Source organism: Sphingomonas sp. CARO-RG-8B-R24-01 (assembly GCF_022662295.1).
Classification (GTDB): Bacteria; Pseudomonadota; Alphaproteobacteria; order Sphingomonadales; family Sphingomonadaceae; genus Sphingomonas.
The window spans coordinates 157,530-181,772 of the sequence record NZ_JAKNQI010000010.1 but is presented as its reverse complement, the minus strand read 5'-3'; the positions used below and the strand labels follow the sequence as shown (position 1 = coordinate 181,772).

Genomic DNA, 24,243 nt, shown 5'->3' with positions numbered 1-24,243 from the left:
TAGATAGGTCGCGTCGATCATGATTGTCTTGGGTGTGGCGCTCGCAGCGGCCAGTCCTTCCATCATGCGCAGGAACACGCCCCTCTCGCCCCACCGCTTCCAACGGTTGTAGAAGGTCTTGTGCGGTCCGTACTCCTTGGGCGCATCGCACCAGCGCATCCCGTTGCGGTTTACGAAGACGATGCCGCTCAACACCCGCCGATCATCAACCCGGGGCTTGCCGTGGCTCTTGGGAAAGTACGGCTCCAGCCGCGCCATCTGCTCGTCGGTCAGCCAATACAAGTCGCTCATCGCCAGTCTCCTCGCAGAGCCTGAATCAGATCGCGCCTTTCACATCAATGGGTCCTGACCCTAGGCACCCTCCTGCCCGTTCGATATGCACTTTCCATAATCGATGCTTATGGTAAGAACAGGCGCAGGGGAGGGGCGTTGAGCAGGCTCAGAGCCGGCAGCGCGAACGAGGGCTACCAGCATGGCAGACGGCAACGCCGGCGAGATCGTTATCCACCAGCTCGACGCGCGTGCGCTGCCACAACGCCGCGCGCGTGGCTCGGCAGAGGCGGTCGACGCCCGGCTGCTGCGCACGATCGCGGCTGCGCTCCCAGCGGATATGCCGCCAGTGAGCGCACTCGGCGTCGAGATCGCCTTCGAGGCAATGGCCGACGCCACAAAGGCGGCGATCGCCGCCGACCTCGATTGCTTCGTCGCGTGGTGCGCGAAGGAGCGGCGCGCGGCCTTCCCCGCCGATCCCGAGGACTTGGTGCGCTATCTTCGCCACCTTGAGGCGCAGGGCAAAAAGCCCGCGACGTTGTCGCGACGCATGGCGACGCTCGCCAGCGCGCATCGCCTGGTCGGAATAGGCGAGAAGGACGGGCTGCCGACCGATCATCCGATGGTGCGGAATGCGCTGCGTGCCAATCGCCGCCGCAAGGGTGCCGTCCAACGGCAGGCGGCACCGCTAAGGTTCGGCGGAGCGCTCGACGAACATGGTGAGGTGAAGGGGTTCACGATCACGGCGCTGCTTGATGCCTGTGGCGGTGATGTCCAGGGCCTGCGTGATGCGGCGCTGCTGTCGGTCGGCTACGACGCCGGGCTGCGCGTTAGCGAACTCACCGCTGCCGGTGTGGAGCATCTCGAGCCGCAGGCTGATGGATCGGGGCTTCTCTCCATTCCGCGCTCCAAGACCGATCAGGAGGGTCAAGGCAGTTGGGCGTGGCTTTCGGCTGAGACGATGCGTCGGGTACACGCATGGCTGATTCAGAGCGGGATTGAGAATGGGCCGCTGTTCCGGCGGGTGGGTATCGATCGGCGGCGATCCCGTGCGGCAGTGCCGCCGCAGCCTTATCACTCTATCCCAGGCAACACGCGCCATTGGCAGGAACGGCTGCTCGGCACACCGGCCACGCAGGCGCAGGTGACCTACACAATCGGCGAGACGTCCCTCACCCGACAAGGCGTGTGCGCGATCTACCGGCGGGTGGCAATGGCTGCAGCCGATGCCGGAATAGTCGAGATGTCAGGAACGAACTTGTTCGACGCCATCGCCGCGTTATCGACACACTCCCTGCGGGTCGGGCTGACCCAGGATCTGTTTGCCGCCGGCGAGGACGGGGCGGGAATCGCGCTCACCTTGCGATGGTCGTCGCCGGCGACGGCACTACGGTATGGTCGAAAACTCGCAGTTCGGAGCAACGCCGCTTCGCGGGTTCTCAGCGCGGTCCGGCGTTAACGCATGCTTCTCCCAGCCCAGGCTCCGGATCTAAATTCCTGGAGCAGTGCGTATGCGGCAGCCCTCCGTTTCAATATCGCGCGGCACGCTCGCTTGTTTGTTTCATGAAACTAGTGAATCATAGTTCCATGAAGAAAGAGAAGGTAACCCGGATGGCGATGACTTTCTTCAGGTTCAGATCCCGATCGGCACCAAACGTCACCTTAGCCACCGTGCGGTTGACGAGCGGGCACCGATCCGCGTGATCGTGCTGCGTGCGCTCGCAGCCTATGGTATCCCAGTCCCCGCCGACGCCATCGTCGACCGACGTCGGAAATCACGCTGATGGATGACGATTTCGCCCCGCTGACGATCGCAGCCTATGCGGCCCAGGCGCTCAGCACCGATCAGCGCAGCGACGCCGGCTCGGTTGTGTTTCCGATGCTGGGCCTCTTTGGCGAAACCGGCAGTCTGCTTAGCGAGGTCAAGAAGAAGCAGCGCGACCGCGCATCTTATCTCAGTTATGCCGATACGGTTGTCGAGGAGCTCGGGGACGTGCTCTGGTATATGACGGTGCTCGCCTCACGGGTGAATATTGGACTCGACGAGTTGTTTGCCAATGTTGAGCGCGGCTTTGGCGACTGGAAACAGGGCGGCGCGCCAAGTCTGAGCTTTGACGCGCTCCAGCCGGCGATCATGGCGCGGACGACCGAGCCGTCGCCCGCCTTCGAGAATACCTTACTGTCGCTCGCTGGCCAAGTCGGCTTGCTGGTCAATGATCAGCAGACCGGCCAGCTCTCGGACAATCGCGCCGCCTTCGCCGGTCGGCTCGTTCCGATCCTGCGCTCGATCCTTCAAGCCGCCAACGAAGCCGGCGTGACGCTCGAGGCGGCGGCGATCAAGAATCTTGCTAAAATCTTCGACCGCTGGCCGCATGACCGCCGCTATCCCGAGCCCTTCGACGCGGCGGCGCCCGCCGACGAGCAGCTGCCACGCACGCTGACGATGGACATTTTCGAGCGGAAGGTTGGGTCCAAAGACTATGTCTTCCAGCGCTGCAACGGCATCAACATCGGCGATCGGCTGACTGATAACGCGCTTTACGAAGACCATTATCGCTTCCACGACGTCTTCCATCTTGCGCACGTCGCCGTGCTCGGCTGGTCGCCCGTGATCCGCAGCCTGCTTCGCCTGAAGCGCAAGTCCGACCCCGCGATCGATGAGGCCGAGGACGGCGCCCGCGCCACCCTCATTGAGGAAGGGATCACCACTTGGATCTTCGGACAGGCCAAGCGGCTGGATTTTTTCGACGGAATGAAGCCCGGCCAGTTGCCCTTCGACCTTCTCAAACATATCCGGCAGTTCATCGCCGGCTATGAGGCCGAATCCTGCCCGTTGTGGCTTTGGGAAGAAGCCATCCTGGAGGGCTACGCCGCATTTCGATTCTTGCGTAAACACGGTGGTGGCCGTGTTCACGTTGACATGTTGAACCACCGCCTGCGTATCGAGGCCTTGCCGTGAAAACCCCCAAATCTTTTGTTGCCGCCCTCGCCAGCACCCGTCTCGACACGGTGTTCAATCCTTATTCCGATCATTGCCCCGCGCATGACGGCGCCAACGCGCCGGCGGTCCGCCGGCGCAATCTCGAAACGTTCCTCGAGGCCTCGATCGCGGCGCGTGTCGATACGATGTGGATCGCGCGCGACCTCGGTTATCGCGGCGGCCGGCGCACAGGCGTGCCGCTCACCGACGAGGTTCATCTCAATCAGGCGGGAAGTCTCTTAGGCGGTGTCGCGCTGCACCGCGCGACAAAGGGCCCAGTAGTCGCAGAGCGCACCGCCGCTATCGTCTGGCAGGTGCTCAAGGCAATCGGCGAGCCGGCGGTGCTCTGGAACGTATTCCCGCTCCATCCGCACGACGTCGGCGACCCTTTCTCAAATCGCTGCCACACGCGCGCCGAGCGCGTGATCGCCGAACCGCTGCTACGCGCGTTGATCAAGCTCGTTCGGCCGCGACGGCTGGTGGCGATCGGCCGAGACGCCCAGCTTGCGCTCGCCGATATTGGGGTCCCGGTCGTTGGGGTGCGCCATCCCAGTTATGGCGGGCAGACAGAATTCATCACCGGCCTGACCACGCTCTACGGCGTCGATCCGGACCGGTGCAGTCGCGCGCCGAAGCCGCCGCTCGATCAGGCCGCCAGCGCGCGCTTCGCGTTCGCCTGATCGAAGGCCGCCAGCATCGTTTCGACTTGGTGGCGTGACGCCTTCAGCTGCTTAACCTTGGGCTGATCGACCACCGCGTGCGTCGAGATCACGGTCAGTGATCCGACCTTGAGGTTTGCTTCGCGCGCAACGAATTCCATCAGTCGGCCAAGGCCGATCAGATTGCCGAGCAATTTTTCGACATAATAATGGTTGCGATACATCGCGGTCAGCGTGAGCGTCTTAGGATCGCCCGGCAGCAGCTTGAAGCTCAAGAAGCTCAGGCACTGGCCACCATAAGGCGAATCATCGACGTCGCGGTCGGGATCGAACAGCGACAGTTCGAACTTGTTGTTGGCCTTGACCGTCGTGTCCTTCATTCGCCCGACGATCTCCCAGAGCTGGTTGATCGGCTCGCCGCTCGCGCGCGGCACATGGATCATCCGCTCGAAATAATAGCCCGACCAGCGGCAGCTTTTGCGGACCTTGGCGAGGATCCGGTCGCTGAAGGCCTGGAAGAAGTCGGGCGCGCCGTAGCGATAATAATAATAGATCGGGAAGATCGTGTTGGCGACGGTCTCGACCGACTTCTCAAACGGCCGCAGGAAGGCGTCGACGACCTGGACACGCGGATCCTCAGGGTTGGCGCCGCTGACCGGATCGGCGATATCGATCACGACATTATAGGCCTCATGGCCGGGCGCGGCATCGACGGCGCGCACTGCCTCGCGCCACGCGCTGACGCAGTCAGGCTGCGATGGAATGGGCACGTACATCGATATCCTCCAGAAGAGTGGCAGCCGCGAACAGCCGCGGTTTCAGAAAAGCCTCGGTTAGCCAGCCGCAACCGCTGATAGCCCAGCGCGGACCCCAGCTGTTGCGCACGAGCAGCGCAGGCTTGCCGTCGACCACGCCATGGCCGCAAGCGATCACCGCGTGCCGGCGCGCCGGCTCGGGAACCTCGCCGAGCGCGGGGTCGACGATCCCCTGCGGATTGGGTTGAAAGAAAGCCGGCGACAGCATCAGCAGCAGGATTACCGGCTTGCCGGCATTCAGAGCCGCGATCACAGACTCGATCGCGCTCGAACTCATCATCCCAGCACGGCCGTGCAGCGCACCGATCGGCGTGGGCGGCACCCAGGTCGCAAGATCAGTCGGCAGCATTGCCAGATAAGGCCATGCGGTCTCGGCGGGCTGGCCGTCCTTGGCAAGGACCTCCAGCATCGTCGGCAGATGCGCGCCTTGGGTCGGCGGCCGCTTCGCGCGCCGCTGGCCATGGAAAAAGGCATATTCGCAGCAGAGAGCCGTACCGTCGCCGCGCAGCGCCGCATGCGTATCGCTGGCAGCAAAGGCGACGCAGGTCGAGCGGCCGCGCTGATCGCGCGCGGGCCCGAACAAAGGGCGCAGATCGCAGTGGGTGACGACCTGATTCATGCCGCCTCAAGCAGGATCCGGCGCTCGGCGCGACTGAGCCCAATTTCCTCGGGCCCTGTGAAATCATAATCCACCGCGAGACGCGCCAGCGGCTCGTCGGGATCCCAGGGACGGCGCTCGTCAAGCTGGATCGTGCCCCGCCCGGCTTCCAGGTTCGCGGCGGTAACCCGCCGCATCACCGGACCGCCGACGCCCTCTCCGTCAATGTCCTCAATCGCATCGCCCACCACGGCGAAGCCGCTCGCGCGTAGTTGGTCGATGTTCCACAGATAGCCGCCGCCGCTATGCTCCGCGAGCCGTAACACGAAGAGATCGTTGCGGCTGCCGTCGATCCGGGTGTTGGCGTCGCGCTCGGTCAGCAGCCAGACATCGCCGCGATAATCCCGCGGCTGATAGCTGACGAGTAAGGCCGATTTGACCTGCTTGGGCTCGGTCTTGAGCAGATCCTGCACTCGTTGGAAGGGCAGCAGATTGTGCCGGCCGAGCGTCAGGCAGGTCGCCTTGTAGCTGGCACCCAGGCGCAGCGCGAGCTGATAAGCGGTCCCCGGCTTCGCAAGATTTTCGGCGGTCCAGCCTTGGCGCTCGCAATGCCAGACGATCAGCCACAGCGGCATCATGAAGCCGATCGCAAACGCGTCGGCCTCGATCTCCTGATAATCGGCCGCTGGCGCTGAGGTCGCCGCCATCCGCCGCAGGATCGTCTCATCGTCGAGGCTCGGCTGGTGTTGGAGATAATAATGGCCAAGCTCGTGCGCGGCGGTGAAGCGCTGGATCGGCATTGGGCGCAGCGTGGTGATGAGCACGCCCGGAACGGGATCACGGATGAAGGCGCCCAGCAGGCCGTCGAGCGGGCGCAGCAGCAGCGGCAGATCGAGCGCATGGATCGCGCCGAACACGTCGACGTTACCGCCACGGAGCTCGATCAGCGCTTTCTGCTCCACCTGACGGTGCAGACGGCTCGCCGCCATCGTCCCGTTGCGGACGGCCCCGGCGTAGCTCGTCGCCACGCTCAGCCCCGCCCGCCCGCCGAGCGGGCACGCAGATATTCGGCGAAGCGGCCGAGCTCATCCCGATCGGTGGCCGACAATTCGGACGCCGCGCGCGCGAGATGCGCGATGTCGGGCGTAAAATGCGTCGTCACCTCATCCTCGCCCGTGAAATAGCCGATTGACTGGCGATAGAGTCGCGCGAGCCGGCTCAGCTCGATCGCCTCGACGCGGCGCTGGCCGCTCTCGATGTCGCTGAGCGCGCTGCGCTGGATCTTGAGGTAGCTGGCGACCTCCTCCTGCTTAAGGCCGAGATATTTGCGCGCGTCGCGCAGACGTTCGCCGAGCAGGCGGCGCGCATCCTCGTCATCGTCCTGCCTAATGGCGGCGCTGGTCATGGCTTGCCTCCTTTTTTGATCCATTCTTTCTGGATGCGCGGCACCAGATTGGCGATTGCGCTATCGATCGATCCATAGCCGCCCGCCCGCACGACGCTCTCCGGCAGCTCGATCTTGAGGATCGGTTCGATCGCGCACAGGATGTCGACGCACACCAAAGAGTCGACCTGCACCGGCATCATCCGGACCTGGCCGGGCCCCGTGGGCAAAGGCGTGCCTTTGATCTTGGCAACGGCCTTGATGGCCTCGACCAGCTCGTCAAGGAGGCATTGTTCCACCGCCGCCTTGGGAAAGGCCGTAGTGACGGGCGGGGCAGGTGCAATCGTCGCCATGTCGACTCTGTCTGCTATGAAGACCTGACATCTCTATAATGTCGGCTTATCCGACATACAAGGCGTTGCGTCAGGCGGTGGCTGCCTGACGCTGCGCGCGGGGTTTACGCGCGCCGAGTACATGTTCGGGCGAAAAGTCGGCCGCAACGTTGACGAAGCGGGAGAAGCCCATCCCTGAGAGCGCGTAGCGGCCCGCGCGATCGACATTTTCGAGCGCCGCGCGCAGATTCGATTGCTCGTTCCAGTCGAGACGCTCGCTGTCGACGAAGGCGCGCCAGACCTCGGCCTGGCGGATTGCCAACGTCAGCGAGTGCGAGAGCATGGGCACGCCTCGGTCCGCCAGCATCGAGAAATAGCCAAGCGCCTCACGCATATCAGGCTGCGCGAGATCGACCGCATCGGCCACGCTCCGACGCAGCAAGGTCTCGGCCCACAGGACCGGACCGTCGGCCAGCCACTCGAACCAATTGGCAAGGTTGCGCGGCCAATCAAGCAGATGGTCGAGTGCGCCCGCGCGCAGCAGCAGGATGGTCGCGAAGGTGGCGGCGAGTGGCGACTGCCGCTTGGCGCTCAATATCTCCTGCAAGCGCTCGAAATCCGCCTCGACCGGGCTCGCCGCCGACGCCAGATCGGCGAACGCCTCGGTCTTCTGCGCCTCGAACAAAATGTCCCAATTACCCGCCATATAGGCGTCGGCGGGGCTAGGGTCTGCGAGGCGTGCGCTCATCTGCGTGACCCGCCATTGTCCGCCCTCGCGATCGAGCTGGACATCGAGCCGCACCGGTGTCGCGTACTTCAAGTCGCGCGGCAGCACGACCGCCGAGCCCGGGCTCATATCGGTCGCGCCCGCGCCGATCCACAGCGCCTCGCCCTCCTCCGGCTCGACTGCGATATCGACCCAGGCGACGATCCGGTCGCCAATTTCTTGGCTGTGCGCGGCATAGATGCGCGTCGTGCGCGCATCGGCGGTCTCGCCAGTCCTGGCGTCGAGAAACTGGAGCGTTGTCGTCCAAGGCACGGTCGCGGTCTCGTGCCCAAGCACTTCGTGCATGATCCCATAGTCGAACAGGTCGCCGCGCCAATAAGGATTGCCGGCGCGCAACGCCCCGATCACCGCGCCATCGAGCGACTTCGCCTGGCTCAACGTCCGGACCGCGCTCGCCTGGACCATTTGCGGCAGATCAAGCACCGGCTGCGCTGTAATCGGCTCGTCGCCGGCATCGAGCGGCGGGCCTTCCTTGCGCGCGACGATCGTCTCGCCATTGTAGGGCATGCCCCACGGCTCAACCGCCTGGATGGCGAGCGGGCTATAGGCCGCGAGCAGGGCCGGCACCATCCGCTTCACATGGCCTTCGAGCGCCGCGAATTTGAGCGCCCACGGCAGGTTGGTAGTGTCATACGGGATGAATTGGGGCGGCGGGCCGTTCAGGCCGTCGAGTACCGCCTGGGTGAACAAGGTTTCCTTGTCCTGCGGCTGATACGCCTTGAGCCCGGAGGCGGTCGACTTGAGAGCGATTACCGCATCGGGCCGACGCAGCACGGCCGGACTGAGTTTCAACGGCTGGTCGCCCACCAGATTGATCAACCGCGCGGCCATCGGAGCGTCGCGGCAGGCATCAATGAAGAACAGCCCGCGATCGATCTCATAGCTTTTGACCGCCGCCATCATCGGGTCGACCGCGATCGCCTTGTTGACCCCGCGATCGGCAGCGAGCTGAGTCAGGATGTCGCTGGCAAGGATCGCCTGCGACCCCTGCACTTCGACGCCGTGGCCCGAGTAGAAAAAGAGCGCGACATTGGGATTGAGGCTGCTTCGGCCCCCCACCGACATCTCGCTGCTCCAGTCGTCGAGTGTGTCGCGCAAGCGTTTATAGTCTGCCGGCGCATAATGGCCCTGCGTGAGCAGCTGGACGTCGGCGAGCTCGTTGGCGCGGGGCGCCAGATGGAGCCGGCAACTCGCCAGCGGCGCGCCGCCGATCGGCCCCGCGCCGAGCATCCATTCGAAGAATTTGGCCGCCGAGAGCGCCGACACCTCGAGCTGCCCGAGGCCGCCGTTGTCGGGAGCGCGCTGGCTGTTCGGCGCCGAGCCGCCGGCAAGATACGGATAGTCGCTGATGCCAATGATCAGCGCATGCACGCCTGCTATATTAGCCTCACCGGCCCGCCAAACCCCGGGTGTTTCGGCCACCGGCTGCAAAGTCATCGCGTGCGCATCCCTGCCCCACCCCTGTTAAAGTCGGTCCGCGATCGCCTGGAAAAAGCTCGGCCGCGCCAGAAACCCGGTGTGCGCTAGGATTAAACCATAGCCCGTATGATATTCCAGGTCCTTCGCACCGTCGAAGACCGGTTCCATGACGAAGCCGACCAGATCATTGGTGTCATAATAATTGGTCCAGGCCCTTACGCGCGCTGGCATCGGCAGCTTCTGCCCCTCCGCGACCTCCGGCTGGCCGGGGAAGAGTTGCATCTCGGCGAACAGCGACACTTGGCATCCGCAGGTGATCCAATGATCGATTTCGATCCCGTCGAGCAAAGGATCGCCGACCGCAAACGTGGTCAGCGCATCGTATATCAGCTGCCCGCCCATCGAATGGCTGACGATAACGATCTTTTCGCCGGTCGCCTTCTTGCGCTCTTGCGCCCGGCGCAGTGCCGCCAGCAGGCGCGTCGGGATCGGTCCGGGGGTTTCGTGGCTGCCGCGCCGATCGAGATAGGTAAGAACATCGCCAATGAAATACGCGACGAACGTGTTGCCCAGCGGACGAAGTTCGCCGGCAATGGTCCCCACCGCGTCGCCGGGCCAGGCCGCCGCCCGTCGCACGACTTCCCCTGCCCGCGACATCCAGTCGGCGATGCCGCCCATCGCGACGAGCCCGTTATTCCCCAGGCCGGCATCAACCGCGGCGACGAGACTGCGTGCACGTGCGTCTTCGGTGGCCTCGGAGGCTACAATGGCGTCCCAGTGACCCGCCACGGCAGCGGCAGCGGCAGCGAGACCGGCGATCCTCGGTTGGTCGATCACCGGATCATTAGGTTCATCCTTCTTCCCTGTCGGTAGGCAGGCGAGATAGAGATCAGCGAGGAAATCGGGCCGTTTGGCAAACGGTATCGTCTCCAAAGACGGAACCGCCTGCGCGACCGCTATGGTGGGACCTCCTAAGACCGGGCCCGCTTCGAGCTGCACCGGCGGAGCTTGGTCAAAAATCGTAGCGTCGGCGGCGCCACGCAGCGATCCCAAGCCCGCGAACGCCTCGGCGCCTCCCATGCCAAGCAAAGGCGTGGGGGGCCTTGAAGCCAAGTTCCAACGGAAGGTCGCAGCGAGGTCACCCCAATAGACGGGCTCATAGCCGGGCAGAGCGTTGTTTACCGAGAGCTTCGGAGCCAGCCAGTGCTGGAAGGACTTGCCTAGTTCCTTGCCAGACTCCGCTGAGCGGACCTTCACGCCGTGTACGTAGATGATCGTCATGAGGCCCCTCCCAACTGCCGCATCGACATACATTTTTTTAGCGACGACGTGGCATGCTTTATACAGCTATCGGCGGGTAGAGATCAGCGGTTTAGGCCGGTCAAGCTACTTCGGCAGGGCTTCGTGGTCGTCGCGCGTGGGCCCATTGATCATGCTAGACGGTCCTGCTGCGGTCCTTCGAGTTCGGCCGGTTCTACTTGGCGGACATTATCGGGATGTATCATGACCGACGCCCCGAACCGTTCGACGAGTTCATCCATATATTCATTCAAGTCAGCGACCATCGGACGTACCTCGAGCGGGCGGAACGTCGTCGATCGATAGACGCCAGGGCGGAAATCGCTTGGTTCTAAAGTCACTTCGACACTGTAGCTTATCCCTTCCCCTGCAACCGAACAGCTGTCGAAATAGATCGCCGTGACGCGGTCGCCGCTCGCTGGTAGATTCTCGCTGTCAAATGCGAACTGCGCCACAGGCGCGGGATTGAGGACCATGTCCGCCGCCAGGCCTGCGCGGTTCCCGTCCCAAAGATCGTCCATCGTCAGTTTGGCAACGGACCGGACCCCAGCCATCTCGAGCAGCCTCTGCCAGTCGTGGGCAAACCGGGCGAGCGCGGGCAAACTCTCAAGGTACGGACCGGTAAGCGGCGAGCTCAACGGTGTTCGGATGGGACCGAATGATCCGTCGGCGCCGGTCAGAGAGACGACGGCAGCACCGCTCGCCAGATATGAGAGCGCCCGCATGAGCATGGTCGTCTCGGCGAGGGTCCGCGGACGATCGGAAAAGACACCGTCCGCCTCGATCGCCACACGGGTTTCGCGGAAGGTGAAGGTGATGTCCGGATGGCGAATGAGCATCCGCAGGCCGCCATCGAACGGCGGCGCGAAAAAGAGTTCGGCTGCGAAAGTTGCAGCGGGTGCCAGCGGCGGCCCGCTGATTGCGATGGTGCACGCGCCGGCCGTTGGCGGCGACAACATTATCTCCTGGACGGCCTCACACAGGTCGCTCGCGTAAGGGATGGGAATGCCGAAACGAACGTCAAACGCTTCGAGATGCGCCGGTCGCAAGGGCTCCACGCCGAGCAAGATCCGGGACAGATGATCGTCGCTTTCGACTTGGAACCAGGCATTGCCCACGATGTGACCGTGTTCGTAGCCGAGCTCTTCGAGCTGTCGGAGCTTATCCCGGACATAGGCCGCTGAATCGCCTCCGCACGCGTCCTCCAGCGTTTGTCGCAGTGCCTGCGGTGTCAAAGCGAACGATCGGCCCAGACGTCGATAGTCGAAGGTGATCTTGAGATTTTGCGTGTCGTTTCGCCCCCTCGCCTCGGCCTCCCGCAAGCGCCGAAGGACTTTTGCGAGCGGCTCGTTGAGGAGGTGGATGAGGTATCCTTTCAACGGCGTCCCATCCCGCCGTAACCGAAAGACCACCAGGAACGCCGGCTGGGGATCCTTGGCGAGGAGGTCGGCGGCCGACAGCTTGAGGGACACCACACTGCTGCCAACCGACGCCGTCGCCTTGAGCTGGACATTACAGCGGGTCTTCTGGCGCTGATCGAGCAGTACGCCCGTGCCCGCCGCTGGCAAAGGAAAGTCGATCACGAAATCCCATCCAGCGCGATCCCGGTCGCTCTTGTTGCAAACGAGCCGTGCGCGCGCGCAAAGATTGGCGAATAGATATTCCGCGGCAGCCCCTAGATCGTCAGCCGCTAGCAGGTCTTCTGGATCAACTGGGTTAGGATCATCGCTCATTGGCCTTCTTTGCCGAATTCTTCGCAGTTGTCCTACGGCGATCGAGATGACCGCGGCCGGCCAGGCTTACATCGTGATCGATCCGAGCAACATCATGGATACGTCAGAAGGCTTGATGTGGTAGAAGGTGCAAAGCGGACGATTTGTCTGAAAAAATCCGGAAATACCAAACACCTAAAGCTTTCGGCATTCCTCCAGCAGCGAAAAGGCGGTCTCGAGCCGATCAGGAGTTGCCTCGGGCGCGCTTCCCAAGGTCGTTCCCGGCGTCTGCGTCCAGCCGCCCTCGTCCATGACGATGCGGAGGCGTAGGATGGTTTTGCCGCGTCCCCGAGCGTCGTTCAGCCCACGGGTGACGCACCAATAGGTATGCTGCGCCATGATCCAGCTTTCGAGGACTCTGACCATGAAGTCGTGCGGGCTGAGTGCGCGCCACAGTGTCGCCTCAGCTCGCGCCCGTGCCAGCGGCAATCGATCGAACGTCTAGAAATCATGGGCTTCGGCGGGCGCCTCGGCGAGACTGTGCCGCAGGCCGCTGACGATCGCGCCCGCAAGACCATCCCATGATTTCAGCGCGGCTTTGAGGTCGTTCAGAACGTGCACGGGATTGGACGGCTTCGCCGCCTTTAGAAGCCACGCATCCGCTGTCGCAGCGCGCTTCCGTCGCCCGAGTTCGTTCAGAAATGCGTCTGCGACAGAGCCCGTGTGCATCGGGCCGTCGCCCAGCTCGTTGACGAACCAATGGAAGAGCGCCTCGAGCGTCAGGCGGAAGACCTGCCTGACTTGGACCGCGCTCCACTCGGATGCAGCGGCCGGACAAGACTCAGGATCCTGCCATTCGTCCGATCGATCCGCCATCCGCGCCCGAACGTCGTCGATGTCCCCCTCTTCGTCTTCCAGATCATTATAGCCGGCCTGCGTGAGCGTGATGCCCCTTTGCCTAGAGGCTGCCGCCATTCCACCCCCGAGGCGCTCGAAAAGCGCTTTGCGTTCGATCGCGAGCGGCTTCTTAATCGACCAGAGCTTCCCCCAGCGCTCGACATCCGCGCGTTTGACCGTCACCGATCCGAGTCGGCTAAAGGCGGGATGACCAAGCTCATCCGCCATGCGCGCTTCAAATGCGTCGAGGACAGGGTCAAGATCCGACGGTGTCGCGAAAACGCCTGCGCCTTCCTCGGCACGCTCCAGCCAGCCCATCGTCTGCAAACTCGGACCATAGTTCAGCGGTGAGATCAGTCCGGTTGAGTAGCGGCGTGTGTCGCGCCGCTTTTCCCATTCCTCACCACCGAACTTGTAGCGGTCGACTTCGAACAGTTTTCGCATCGCCACTGCGCCGGGAAGATCGGCGCGCGGATCGATGAGAAATTGCGACCAGGCATAAATCGTCTCGATCCGATCGACGAAATCTCGCATCTCGTGATCGAGCGCACCCATCTTTTTGCCGCGCTCAAGGATGCGACGAACCTGCCGCCACGCCCACGCCATCACGACATATGGGCGAACATGACGAGCGACATTGTTGAGATCGGGGAAGACACGATCCATCAACCCGAAATTGATTTGTCGCAGACCAAGCGGATCGACGCCACCCTGGCCGATGCCGATTTTGGCGACGATCTGCGGCCCTACAACGTCGCGGGCCCTTTCCATAAGCTCTTCAAGGGTTGCGGACATCAGAGCGCCCTGTTCAGCATGATGCGGCCGCAGCACGTGCTGATACCCATTCGGCGCAGATCTTCGGCGACAGCGCTCGGAAATTGCATGCTGCAGCGCGGACAGCTTTTCGGCGGCACCGCAAAGATGAAGAAGCTGTCCAAAATCCCTGGCTCGCCGATAGCCTTGGACAGGCGCGGCCAATGCAGCGATTTGGTCAGGGTCGGCAGTTCAACCGCCAAGCGCCCCGCCGACACGGCGGCGAGGTAAGCACGAACCTCTTCGCCGATCGTCTGCGCCGCGCGGATGTCCTTACGGAAGGTCGCGACGTCGAGCGTGCTACCAAGAACCTGACAGAAGGCCGGCACGGACTGGAGGGTGATTGCATCGAGGGAGCTGAGATCTGCTTCGCGGGCGAGCAGCGTCCTACGTGCGCGCGCGGCTCTATTTGGCAAGCTATCGGTCCCATAATATAGCAGGAGCGTCGCCAGAGCTTGCTCTGCCTCAAGGCCGGCGTAGGACGTAATCGCTGACAAAATTTGCGCGATCCAGACCCTGACTTTTGCCGCTGGCGGGCGAACGCGGTCGGTCACGAAATGCGTCATGGCAAGCGCGAGAAGCGGATCGCGCGCCGGGGACGCGGCGTCGAGCATTCGCGGTAGCAGCGCCTCGAAATGCTCGAGCGACTTCGCGTTATGTTGGTCCTGCTGGCGGGCACGCTTTTCGCGATCGCTCTGGTCCTCGTCGTCGTCATCGTCCGCTTCACCGCCCGCATTCCACGGTCCCCGGGCCACCGAGAAAGCGGACCGCAGGAGAGCCATCGCGTTACGCCAGGCCGCTGAGCCCCCCCCATCTACGGAGTCATATCCCTGACCTGTTCCGCCAGCGTGAAGCGAAATGGTGTGAACAAAGGTCGCGGGCTCCTCCGCCTGCTCCCCCGTTCCACCGCCCGACTGCTTCGCGGCCCGGGGCAATCGGTCGGGATCCTCACGGAACCACGCTAACATGGCAGCGACATCGGCGGGGGTGTCGCTACCGCCGAGGATCGCAAAGATCCGCGTAGCGATGGGCCCGACCCGCCTAATCAGTTCCGAGGCAGCTGCGATCGAGACGAAGCCCTCCGCAATCTTGGCGTCTTGCTCGAGGCGGACAACGAGCCGGCCACTCTCCCAGGCGTCTTGTTCGAGGGACGGGGCGTCGATGTTGAACCGTCCGTCTTGGTCGATTACGACCCACCCGAGTGCGCGGATTTTGCGTACACTGCGCACGAAGGCCTTCGCGCGACCCTTCATGCTCGGCGACAGCACGCGTCCCTCGATCTTACCAGCTTCGAGAGCCGCTCGAATAATTCCGATGGCGCCCTCGGAATCTGCATCCTCATCCTCGGCATCGCCTACCAATCTCTCGGGCGCATCAGCCGGTGACCAATCCCATCCGACCAGAACATCGCGCTGCACGCGGAGCACGGAGGCTTCGACATTAGGGCCGAACAGCCCCGCATGGGTGCCGTTGGCGCTCCCGGAAATGACGAGCCGACCGCGCCGGCACAGGATTTCGATGGATTTCGCGTGAAGCGGTCTCTTATCGGCTGCGAAAGGCATGGCGACGTTGACCGCCTGGCGTGCACGCCGCGCTTCGAAAGGCCAGTTGTTGGATCCGGTCCCGCGAACGGTGCCGTCTGGGTGCGCGTGGAGAAGGATGTCCTCGCAAGCAGTGGCCTTGGCGAGTGCATTCAAGCCGCGCCCGTCGATATCATGATAGGGTGACACGATCGTGATCCGCCGTGCCCCGCCGAGCTCGTCCGCGAAACGCGCGACGTCGCCCGCAATCGATTCGCCAACGCTATGGACGAGCCTTATATTCCCCGTCCGACTGGCCCCGCGCGTTGCCCGGCGTAGCGTATCGGCGAGCTTCAGGCACGCCGTTCCGGCTTCGGATCGAATGCGATCGGATAATGTCAGCAACTCGAAGAAGTCGGCGGCGTCATCAAAGGCGTCCGCCGCGAAACTCGGATGCAAATGTTCAGTCAGCTCGAGATTGCCACCCCATCCGCCGAAGGTCAGATTTCCTGAGCTGACCAGGAGATGCGCGTCATCAATGCCCGCGAACACGCTCAGCTTGGGATGAAACACACCACCCACACACGCGACCGGCTCGATCTCGTAATCACGCCCGGCCCGCCGGGCGCCCTGCTCACTCAAGCCCGCGCGAACCCCTTCCGGGTCCGCGAGGATCAGGGCAGACTGTCCGCCGCCGCGGATCAGACGGTCGAGCACGACCGCCTCGAAGAAAGACAGACTTAGAGCATAGGTCGTGAAGGCGGTGCTGCGCCAAGGCGCAGCAGAGACGAGATCGAGCGGATCCAAAGGTATTCCCCCTCGGACGAACCTAATCGATCGTCCGCTTGGCGGAAAGCAGATTGGCAAGCGACCTGTGGCCTGTTTGGACAACTCCTTCGGCATCATCAAAGGTCGCGCTTTCGGTCGCGCGGCGCCTCATCTGCACGGTGGCGGGAGGGGGTTGAGGCCGAAGCGACCCCTCGACGGCAAGTCCGGAAAGACGCCGCAAAGCTACCTTACAGGTCATTCATCAGGCGATCGTCGGTATCTTCTGCACCGGGAAAATGTGGGTAATCTCGCCCGTTGGCTCACATCGAGCGATGATGCCGACGTGTAAGGCGGGAAAGCGCTCTTCGGAAACATCGGGTGCATTGGCGGCAGCGGCTTCCACGATGCCCTTATAAACCGAAATGCGATTGAGGATTCCGTCCGGTGGATCGCATGTCAGTACAGTCACGTCCGCGCCGAACCAGCCGAAGCAAGCAAGGTGGTAGATGTCGCAGTCGAGGAAATCCCGGCGAGTCTTGAGCTGCATCGCCTTGTTCGCCGCCTGAATACCGGGAGCGGCGTCGGGTATCCAGTTGCGAGCCTTGGCATAAAAGCCGTCCCACATTCGCTTGGCGATACGGAAGCGGCTCAGGTGAGACTGCCCTGGCAAAAGCAGGAGGATGGCTAGAGCTCGCTCGACGTCCGCTGCGATCGCTTTGGGGAAAGCCCTCTTGACCCCATAATCCCAGGCCAGCGCTGAGGCGATCTGATCGGTGAGGTCAGGCTGAGCACAAGGCGTTGTGATGCACATGTCGAACAGATCATGCGCTTCTTCCGGCAAAAAAGAGCGTCGCTCGCGCGCGCGCGCGGCAAGGCTCGGTTGAGCAAGCTCGGCAAGCGTCGCAATTTTCACCCGAGCGGCTTCCACGACCTGATAGAACAGCTCAAGCGGGGGCTGGCCTTTGACAGGACGGATGTCGACGCCGATGTCGGGCAGCTTGGTGCCGAGAACCTCGAGAAGCTGGAACGGGGTCATGCAAAAGCCGAACTCGTCCGCCTCGGCAATGCGGGCTTTGTCGATCTCGGCGTTGAGGCGATGGATGACCGCGCCCCCCGGACTGGTGATGGCATATTGCATCATGTTTGTGTCGAGGATCATCAACCGCCGTGAAGCGGGCGGCGCATAACGCAGGCGCAGCGAAGGCTCGGGAAAAACTGGCGGCGGATCAAGAGTAGCCATGTCGGCCAATTAGGAGCGGCTGGACTTCAATCTCAAGTAGAACGTCGCCACGCCAGAAATCTCAGGTGCGCGGCGTCGAAGTTGTCCTGAAAGATTTGAACCGGACGACACATGGATCTCATGGCATGCCTGGCTCGAATCGGACGGCCTCATCATCGACGTCGCCGGCGATCAGTTTGGCTAGCCGACCGTCATTGTCGCGCGCGGATCCCCCTGCATGTCGCGGGTAAGCACGATGTGCCGATCGCTCCGCTATGACGAGCGATGGTGGGCGAGCTGGTGCGCAAGCCTGCTGGAGTTCCCGAGAGGGGGTGCTCCCGCCAATTGTGTAGCGATGTCGGATGGACGGAGGTACAATCCACCGCAGGGAGAGGTCGGGGGACTAACTTGATTACCGAAATCCAGATTGCGGGCGAGGCGACGTATCCACCTGCGGGGGTGCGGCTGTCCGATCTGAAAAAGATCAACTTCCTTTTCGGCCATAACGGCTGCGGCAAAACGACGATCTCGCGCGCGGTCCACGACCCGGGTTGCCGAGCCGGCTATGCCGTGACTTGGCGCAACGGGCGCGCTCTGGAAGCACTCGTCTACAATCGCGATTTCGCCGAGACAAATTTCGGAGAGCAGATGCCCGGCATCTTCACGCTGGGAGAAGAGTCGACGCAAGCCGCCGCCGATATCGTACGTCTGTCACAAGAGATCGAGCAGACCGATCGCCAGCTCGCCGGCCTTCATTTGCAGCTGCAAGGCGAAAACGGCACAACTGGCCGCCAAGGAGATCTTACCACCGCTCGGACGGCGCTGGAAAATGCATGCTGGGCATCCCAGCAGAACCACAAGGACATGTTTGAGGCCGCTTTTACCGGTCACCGGGGCAGCAAAGCCGCCTTCTGCGACAAGGTGCTGCAGGAGGCGCGCGCCGAAGGCGTCGAAATGAAAAGCCTGAATGATCTTGCCGCGCAGGCGACGACGGTATTTCAATCAGCGGCACCCGCGGAAGCATCGATACCGGTGATCGCTTTCGGCCGTCTGACTGAACTCAACGAGGCGCCGGTACTGGCGCGTCGAATAGTAGGCCGTGACGATGTTGTCGTGGCCGAGTTGATCCGGCAGCTTGGGAACAGTGATTGGGTGAAGCAGGGGGTAGCTTACCTGAAAGCTTCCGCTGGTACGTGCCCGTTCTGCCAGCAGACCACGCCGCCGGGCCTGACCCAAGACCTGAACGACTTTTTCGACGAGCAGTATCTCAAGGATTTGGCGGCGATTGCGGGCCTAGAGCGCGATTACGCCGCAGCGGTCGAGACCGTCTGCGCCCGCATCGATGCAGTTCTCGCCGCGCCCGGCAGGTTCATTGATCGCGAAAAGTTCGAAGAGCACTATGTTGCTCTCAAGGCGGTGCTCGAGCTGAATCAGAGCCGCATTCAATCGAAGCGCCGTGAACCTAGTAACTCGACCGAACTCGAGTCGACAGCCCCCATGAGCGAGGCGATCGCCGCTATGATCGCAGCCGCGAACGAAGCGATTGAAACATACAACGAGACCATCCGTGATCTCGGCGCTGCCAAGCGTCGCCTCACGGCAGAGGTCTGGCGGTTTGTGGTGGAGGAGCGCCGGACCGACCTCGACACCTATGCGGAGACGACCAGCACGATCGGGCGCACGATCGCCGGGTTGGAGGCCAGTGTCAGGGACAAAACGGCGCGCCGGACGGAGAAGGCGCAGAACCGTAAGCAGATCGAGGAATCGATCACCAGCGTCCGCCCGACGGTCGACACGATCAATCGCATCTTAGCCTCGTTCGGCTTCTTGAACTTCAAGCTGGAGGTCGCTGGTGAGCGAAACGATATGTACCGCATCGTTCGGCTCGACGGCACCGATGCGGCCCGCACGCTCAGCGAAGGCGAACGATCCTTTATCACCTTCCTGTACTTCTATCAGTGTCTGGCTGGCAGCACCTCGGCGACCGGCATGTCAAACGAGCGGGTCGTGGTCTTCGATGATCCCGTATCGAGCCTTGATGCGGAAGTCCTGTTCATCGTCAGCGCTCTCATCCGGAAGGTGATCGCCGACGTTTGCGAGGACGAAGGCAGCATCAAACAGGTCTTCGTGCTCACCCACAATATCTACTTCCATAAAGAGGTCAGCTATAACCGGAGCCGGCCGCTGGACGGATGCCTACGATCCGAGACCTTCTGGATAGTGCGTAAGCGCGACAACATCTCGTCAATCCATCGCTACCTCCACAACCCGGTAAAAACATCCTACGAGCTGCTTTGGGAGGAGATTCGCAGCCCCGACCGTCCTAACTTAACGATCCAAAACACGATGCGCAGGATCGTGGAGAACTACCTCATTCACCTCGGCGGCCTGAAACAAGACGAGATCGTCGCAATGTTTGATGGCCGTGACTCGCAGATTTGCGCGTCATTGTTCTCTTGGATCAATGACGGTTCACATAGTGCTCACGATGATCTCTACGTCGCCATCGATGAGAATTCGGTAGAAGGTTATCTTCGGGTATTTGAGCGCGTTTTCGAAAAGACCGGCCAAGGTGCCCACTATCGCATGATGATGCGCGTCAGCGAAGACGATGCGGAGGGTGCCGAGACTGCGCTATCAGCCCCCCATCTAGAGATTGTACCCGGAATTAAGGCGCTGACATAACGAGACGGTTGCCAGGCACATGCCGGAACGCGCGATCGCGACACGTTAAAAGAATGATCTGCATGCGGGTTGCCGCCTCACTCAGGATTTCGATCATCGTATCGAGACGGCCATCGTCGGAATAGACGAGCGGATCGTCCAAGATCAGCGATACCGGTTTCCCCTGTTCGAGCAGCAGATCCGCTAAGGCGATCCGCGTCAGAACCGCAAGTTGCTCCTGGGTGCCGCGCGACAGGGTGGCGCAATTTTCGTCGACACCGCCGCGCACCACTGCTTCGAGTGTGAGGTCGTCCGAAAAGGTCAGATCGCAGTCCGGCAAGAGCTGCGCGATATACCGCTTTGCTCGCTTGGCGACCGGCCCGACGAACTTCGCCGAGGCCTCGTTGCGTGCGGTTTCGAGCGTCTCCCGAAGAAGCTTGAGAGTGTCCGCTTCCTCGGCCACGCGCTGAACCGCGGCGTCGGCGGCTTCCTTTTCGTCTTGTGCCGCGGCCGCGCGATCGGCGAGGCCAAGCCCGCCCTCGCTCTCTATCGTGCCCTCGAGGCGTGCGATGTCGGTCTCGAGTTTGGTTCGCGTTTCCGTAGTGGTCCGCACGCGCGCGTCGATGATCTCGATCTTGCGGTTAATCGCGACCACGTCATGCGCGGAAGCATCACGCGTCGCGTCGTCTAGCTTCACCGCCGCCGCCGCGGCGGTTTCGCGGGCGCGCGCAAGACCCGCCTCGATCGTGGCCCATTCTGACCTGGCCTCGATCACCTCAACCACGCTCACAGCATTCGCTTGGTCGCTGACCGCCCCGGCTTCGAGAGTGGCGAGCGGCGCGTCCTCTTCCTCGACCCGGCGCAACGCCTCGATCGCGCTGTCCTGCGTTCCTTCAGCACGGGCAAGCTTCGTATCGGCAACATCAAGCGCCTGTGTCAGGCCGCCGATATCCGGGAGGGCGTCATCGATATCGCCGACCTCCTCCTGCAGCTCGGTTACGAACAGCTTGAGCGCCTCGGCGCCAGCGGTGAGTTGAATAACCTCGTCCGCCGGCGTGACGGCCTGGATCCGCGCCGCAATCGTGCGCAGCTCGGCGGCCGCATCACGGGCCGCCTCGTTTTGCGCCCTCGCGGCGGCAAGATTTGCAACCCCAAGTTCCTCCAGCGCCACCGTTCGCTTGCGGAGCGCCGAGGTCAGGGTTTCTTGGGCACTCGCGGCAGCCACAGGCGGGCTCACAATCAACTCGGCCGCGCCGATCGTGATAAGCGCCTCGCGCGTCAGTGTGCGCTCGCCAGCCTTCATCGGCTCGCCGTCGATGTTAATACCGTCTGTCGCGCCGGACAGCCTGAGCCGCGTGGCACCGGCGGCTACGACTGCCTGTGCCTGCCCCACCGCGCGATCGTTCGCCTCAAGCTCGGCAATCGTTTCGGGCTTCATGGCGGTGGCGGCCAGCGTTTTCGCGTCGCGCTGCTGCTGCTCGAGCTCAAGCAATTCATCATGACGGCGCCGGGCGGCTGCGGTCGCGGCCAGACGGCGATTTTGCCGGAGCTTTTGCTCGCCGGCCGCCAACCCCGCGCGGGCCGCTTGCCGCTCGGTTCGCGCTGCTTCGAGGTCAGCGCGCGCGGCCGCCGCCTTGTCTCTGGCGGTGGCGAGCGCTTCCGCAACGGCGACGCGCGATTCCCGCGCCGAGGTTAGCGCGATGGCGGCAGTCTCGCGCGTAGCGACGGCGGTTTCGTGCCGCTCTTTTAGATCCTCAAGCCCTTTCAGCTTGGCGGTGGCTGCCTCCTGCTCGGCCTTGCGGGTCGAGAGGATTTGCGCAGCCGCGCGAGCGATCTCCAATGATCCGACCAGATCCTTTCGGGTTTGGACATCGGTGTCGTCGGCGATCTCACGCTGGATGATCTTGAGCCGGCCACGGGCGGCATCCAGGTCTGCGAAACTCCGTTCGAGTGCGGCAAGGCGCTCACTGGCCTCGCGCGCCGCCCTCTCGGCAGTCTCGGCCCGCTCGCGCGCCTCGTTTTGCCGCCCGCGTTTCTGACCGGTCGGCGACCAGTAGAGTTCGAATTGCGCGTCGACCCGCTGGCGAACCCGGCGATAAGCCTCCCCGCCCATGATCGAGCCCACCTCGGCCTCGAGGGTCGACGCAATCGTATCGCGCACGATTTGCCCAGGACCGGTCACCGCAAGTGCTTCGGTCTGGGCCACCCACAGCAGTCCGAGCGCGCCGTACGTTGAAACGTCGCCACCGCGGCTGGTATCGCGCACCGAGCCGAGCAGAGCATTCAGCCTGGCCTCGGCGTCGTCGCCCTGCGCACGGCCCTCGGGGCCTGTGATTTCGAGCGCGGGACTCCTGAGGAACCGCTTGGTGATCGACCACGGGGCGCCATCGACGTCGAACGCAACCTTGATCTCGGGAGCTACTGCCTCGCCGTAGGGAGCATATGATTGGGCAAGCTGATTGCGCGTGTTGTGGCGAACGAAGAAGGCGGCACGCAGCGCCTCCAAAAGCGTCGATTTGCCGGTTTCGTTGGGTTCGATGACGATGTTCAAGCCTTCGGTGAGACCCTCGATCGCGAAAGGGGCTCGAAATTTTCGGAAGCCATCGACCGCGATCCGCCGGATAACGAGCGTCATGGCCGCTCCTCCCGGCTGTATTCAACAAAAAGCCGTTCAAGCGCCCGTTTGGCTACCGGTCCGTCCTGCCCCCCCACTTCAATCTTGACGTTGAGTTTGGCCGCAGCGGCGCCGAGCATGCCCTCAACTGAAAGCGCTGCCAGATCCTCTTCGGTCGGCCGACCAACGAGATCGTCGGCGCGCACGGCGAGATGCCGCAGACGATGGCTGATGTCGTTTTCGAGGCGGCCGAGCATCCCGATCCGATCGCTGAGGCCGGTGATTCCGGCGAGCGACAGCTGGAGCAAGGTATTTGGCGCGTCGATGACAGCGAGAAGCTGATCGCATTCTGCATCGAAGGCTGCACGGTCGTTGACGGTCCAACCGCGCACGAGCCACTGGAATCGGCCTGTTCGGACCGGCGTTACCAGCGGCTCCCGGCCCGCGTCGATATCGACGACGAGGGCGTGTCCGGGGTCGTCGCGCTGGAAGCGGTCGGTCTCTGGTGTACCCGAATACCAGGTCCGCGCATCGACCTTGAGCGCACCGTGCCAATCGCCGAGCGCCAGATAATCGAGCGTGGAGCGTTTTGCGCGATCGGGTGCGATCTGGTTCTTCGTTTCGCCACGCGATCCGAAATCGCGGATGGAGCCGTGGGCTACGCCGATACGCATGCGAGCGCCCGGCGTTTCCATTGTGTCGAACAGATTCGTCGGGTCATCGAGATTGTGGCGATGGACCAGCGGCGCCGGCAACAGCCAGGCCCCGGGCTCAAGCTCCACGGGCTCAGGCTCGGAGAGAATGGTGATCCCCTCTCCTACCCGCTGGCGAATACGGTCCCACAGGCCGCCGTTGCGTGCGAAGTCGTGGTTGCCGGGAAGCAGCCACCAGCGACACGCGTGTCGAGACATCCGCGAAATCGCTTGCACGATCGTGCGATCCTCAGGCCCTTCGGTGTCGAAGACATCTCCGGCCACGAGGACATGGGAAGCTTTGTTGTCGGATGCGAGGCGGCCGATCGTGTCAATGGCGTCAAAACGCGCTTCGATCAGGGCGGCGCGGACGTCCGGATCGAAGCGGCCATAAGGTTTGCCGAGCTGCCAGTCGGCGGAATGAATGATCTTCATCGGTCTCCTATAGCCGGCGTCTGGCTGATTGCGGATATCTGTCGATGCGTGAAGCTTATCCTCATCCCTTGGTCAGCAGAGCCAGTAGCGGCGCTCGATATCGCGTCTCCACTTGCGCTGGCGCCTTCCTGACATATTCCAAAGCGTCGGCGCGTGCGACGTCGGCGAGTTTGTCGATGTGTGCCTGCAGTTCCGGGAGACTGGGAACACGGCCACGGTTACGCTCGTCGAGCCCTGGTTTCAACGCGGTCCAGACCACCCTGCGATCCCGCGATCCCGTGCCCACGCACCGATCCTTTCCCCGTGAGGATAATCTCCCGTCCGCGTCGGCACCCGGCCGATGGGCGCATGTGAGGTCACTCCCTC

At 62.9% G+C, this 24,243-nt stretch carries 19 protein-coding genes; 4 read left to right on the top strand and 15 right to left on the bottom strand.

All coding sequences use genetic code 11. The features are described from left to right. Positions 1 to 291, bottom strand: a 291-nt coding sequence (locus tag L8G49_RS18470) for a transposase (protein WP_242187238.1), incomplete at its 3' end; no start/stop codon positions are given. A gap of 181 nt (positions 292 to 472) precedes the next feature. On the opposite strand from L8G49_RS18470, the gene L8G49_RS18465 reads away from it, so the two are divergent. The 3 genes from L8G49_RS18465 (at position 473) to L8G49_RS18455 (ending at position 3,930) form a co-directional block, all read left to right on the top strand. Continuing rightward, positions 473 to 1,729 (top strand): integrase, encoded by a 1,257-nt coding sequence (locus tag L8G49_RS18465; RefSeq protein ID WP_242187236.1) that lies wholly within the window; start codon positions 473 to 475, stop codon positions 1,727 to 1,729. 324 nt (positions 1,730 to 2,053) lie between these two features. Beyond that, complete coding sequence (locus L8G49_RS18460) at positions 2,054 to 3,229, top strand: nucleoside triphosphate pyrophosphohydrolase family protein (protein ID WP_242187233.1); 1,176 nt, start codon at positions 2,054 to 2,056, stop codon at positions 3,227 to 3,229. Next, positions 3,226 to 3,930, top strand: coding sequence for a uracil-DNA glycosylase (locus L8G49_RS18455; protein ID WP_242187232.1), 705 nt, complete (start codon positions 3,226 to 3,228; stop codon positions 3,928 to 3,930). The genes L8G49_RS18460 and L8G49_RS18455 overlap by 4 nt, the downstream gene beginning before the upstream one ends. On the opposite strand, the gene L8G49_RS18450 is transcribed toward L8G49_RS18455, so the two are convergent. The 12 genes from L8G49_RS18450 to L8G49_RS18395 all read right to left on the bottom strand — a co-directional run bounded on the left by L8G49_RS18450 (position 3,897) and on the right by L8G49_RS18395 (position 17,493). Further along, on the bottom strand, positions 3,897 to 4,685 hold the full coding sequence (locus L8G49_RS18450; RefSeq protein WP_242187230.1) for a hypothetical protein: 789 nt from the start codon (positions 4,683 to 4,685) through the stop codon (positions 3,897 to 3,899). The genes L8G49_RS18455 and L8G49_RS18450 overlap by 34 nt on opposite strands. Continuing rightward, a complete protein-coding gene (locus tag L8G49_RS18445; RefSeq protein WP_242187228.1) occupies positions 4,657 to 5,343 on the bottom strand; it encodes a C1 family peptidase in 687 nt (228 codons plus the stop codon). The genes L8G49_RS18450 and L8G49_RS18445 overlap by 29 nt, the downstream gene beginning before the upstream one ends. Continuing rightward, on the bottom strand, positions 5,340 to 6,350 hold the full coding sequence (locus L8G49_RS18440) for an ImmA/IrrE family metallo-endopeptidase (protein ID WP_242187226.1): 1,011 nt from the start codon (positions 6,348 to 6,350) through the stop codon (positions 5,340 to 5,342). Before L8G49_RS18440 ends, L8G49_RS18445 begins: the two co-directional genes overlap by 4 nt. A gap of 2 nt (positions 6,351 to 6,352) precedes the next feature. Then, entirely contained in the window at positions 6,353 to 6,727 is a 375-nt protein-coding gene (locus tag L8G49_RS18435; protein ID WP_242187225.1) for a helix-turn-helix transcriptional regulator, read from the bottom strand. After that, the gene (locus L8G49_RS18430) at positions 6,724 to 7,059 is read right to left on the bottom strand and encodes a hypothetical protein (protein ID WP_242187223.1); all 336 of its coding nucleotides are present in this window, start codon (positions 7,057 to 7,059) and stop codon (positions 6,724 to 6,726) included. Before L8G49_RS18430 ends, L8G49_RS18435 begins: the two co-directional genes overlap by 4 nt. A gap of 70 nt (positions 7,060 to 7,129) precedes the next feature. After that, complete coding sequence (locus tag L8G49_RS18425; protein ID WP_242187221.1) at positions 7,130 to 9,262, bottom strand: caspase family protein; 2,133 nt, start codon at positions 9,260 to 9,262, stop codon at positions 7,130 to 7,132. Between the two features lie 27 nt (positions 9,263 to 9,289). Further along, on the bottom strand, positions 9,290 to 10,525 hold the full coding sequence (locus L8G49_RS18420; RefSeq protein WP_242187220.1) for a hypothetical protein: 1,236 nt from the start codon (positions 10,523 to 10,525) through the stop codon (positions 9,290 to 9,292). 149 nt (positions 10,526 to 10,674) lie between these two features. Further along, positions 10,675 to 12,276, bottom strand: coding sequence for a hypothetical protein (locus tag L8G49_RS18415; protein ID WP_242187219.1), 1,602 nt, complete (start codon positions 12,274 to 12,276; stop codon positions 10,675 to 10,677). A gap of 174 nt (positions 12,277 to 12,450) precedes the next feature. After that, the gene (locus L8G49_RS18410) at positions 12,451 to 12,681 is read right to left on the bottom strand and encodes a hypothetical protein (protein ID WP_242187218.1); all 231 of its coding nucleotides are present in this window, start codon (positions 12,679 to 12,681) and stop codon (positions 12,451 to 12,453) included. A gap of 75 nt (positions 12,682 to 12,756) precedes the next feature. Then, the gene (locus tag L8G49_RS18405; RefSeq protein ID WP_242187217.1) at positions 12,757 to 13,947 is read right to left on the bottom strand and encodes a septum formation inhibitor-activating ATPase; all 1,191 of its coding nucleotides are present in this window, start codon (positions 13,945 to 13,947) and stop codon (positions 12,757 to 12,759) included. Continuing rightward, positions 13,947 to 16,292: a hypothetical protein gene (locus L8G49_RS18400; RefSeq protein WP_242187216.1), complete on the bottom strand. Its 2,346-nt coding sequence runs from the start codon at positions 16,290 to 16,292 to the stop codon at positions 13,947 to 13,949. The genes L8G49_RS18405 and L8G49_RS18400 overlap by 1 nt, the downstream gene beginning before the upstream one ends. Before the next feature lie 223 nt (positions 16,293 to 16,515). Next, entirely contained in the window at positions 16,516 to 17,493 is a 978-nt protein-coding gene (locus tag L8G49_RS18395) for a hypothetical protein (RefSeq protein WP_242187215.1), read from the bottom strand. Between the two features lie 387 nt (positions 17,494 to 17,880). Here L8G49_RS18395 and L8G49_RS18390 point away from each other — a divergent pair, with 387 nt between their 5' ends. Further along, positions 17,881 to 20,157 (top strand): AAA family ATPase, encoded by a 2,277-nt coding sequence (locus tag L8G49_RS18390; protein WP_242187214.1) that lies wholly within the window; start codon positions 17,881 to 17,883, stop codon positions 20,155 to 20,157. Here L8G49_RS18390 and L8G49_RS18385 read toward each other — a convergent pair. Together L8G49_RS18385 and L8G49_RS18380 are read right to left on the bottom strand one after the other, a co-directional pair. Next, positions 20,141 to 22,771 carry a hypothetical protein gene (locus tag L8G49_RS18385; protein ID WP_242187213.1) on the bottom strand — a complete coding sequence of 877 codons (2,631 nt, stop codon included), beginning with the start codon at positions 22,769 to 22,771 and terminating at the stop codon, positions 20,141 to 20,143. The genes L8G49_RS18390 and L8G49_RS18385 overlap by 17 nt on opposite strands. Next, positions 22,768 to 23,877: a DNA repair exonuclease gene (locus L8G49_RS18380; protein ID WP_242187212.1), complete on the bottom strand. Its 1,110-nt coding sequence runs from the start codon at positions 23,875 to 23,877 to the stop codon at positions 22,768 to 22,770. The genes L8G49_RS18385 and L8G49_RS18380 overlap by 4 nt, the downstream gene beginning before the upstream one ends. Positions 23,878 to 24,243: the final 366 nt, after the last annotated feature.

Bases quoted from the DNA above. Each gene is read 5' to 3' on its own strand.
- L8G49_RS18450 (WP_242187230.1), bottom strand. From the start codon at position 4,685: ATGTACGTGCCCATTCCATCGCAGCCTGACTGCGTCAGCGCGTGGCGC.
- L8G49_RS18380 (WP_242187212.1), bottom strand. From the start codon at position 23,877: ATGAAGATCATTCATTCCGCCGACTGGCAGCTCGGCAAACCTTATGGC.
- L8G49_RS18410 (WP_242187218.1), bottom strand. From the start codon at position 12,681: ATGGTCAGAGTCCTCGAAAGCTGGATCATGGCGCAGCATACCTATTGG.
- L8G49_RS18385 (WP_242187213.1), bottom strand. From the start codon at position 22,771: ATGACGCTCGTTATCCGGCGGATCGCGGTCGATGGCTTCCGAAAATTT.
- L8G49_RS18435 (WP_242187225.1), bottom strand. From the start codon at position 6,727: ATGACCAGCGCCGCCATTAGGCAGGACGATGACGAGGATGCGCGCCGC.
- L8G49_RS18395 (WP_242187215.1), bottom strand. From the start codon at position 17,493: ATGGCTACTCTTGATCCGCCGCCAGTTTTTCCCGAGCCTTCGCTGCGC.
- L8G49_RS18445 (WP_242187228.1), bottom strand. From the start codon at position 5,343: ATGAATCAGGTCGTCACCCACTGCGATCTGCGCCCTTTGTTCGGGCCC.
- L8G49_RS18405 (WP_242187217.1), bottom strand. From the start codon at position 13,947: ATGTCCGCAACCCTTGAAGAGCTTATGGAAAGGGCCCGCGACGTTGTA.
- L8G49_RS18465 (WP_242187236.1), top strand. From the start codon at position 473: ATGGCAGACGGCAACGCCGGCGAGATCGTTATCCACCAGCTCGACGCG.
- L8G49_RS18460 (WP_242187233.1), top strand. From the start codon at position 2,054: ATGGATGACGATTTCGCCCCGCTGACGATCGCAGCCTATGCGGCCCAG.
- L8G49_RS18420 (WP_242187220.1), bottom strand. From the start codon at position 10,525: ATGACGATCATCTACGTACACGGCGTGAAGGTCCGCTCAGCGGAGTCT.
- L8G49_RS18425 (WP_242187221.1), bottom strand. From the start codon at position 9,262: ATGACTTTGCAGCCGGTGGCCGAAACACCCGGGGTTTGGCGGGCCGGT.
- L8G49_RS18415 (WP_242187219.1), bottom strand. From the start codon at position 12,276: ATGAGCGATGATCCTAACCCAGTTGATCCAGAAGACCTGCTAGCGGCT.
- L8G49_RS18430 (WP_242187223.1), bottom strand. From the start codon at position 7,059: ATGGCGACGATTGCACCTGCCCCGCCCGTCACTACGGCCTTTCCCAAG.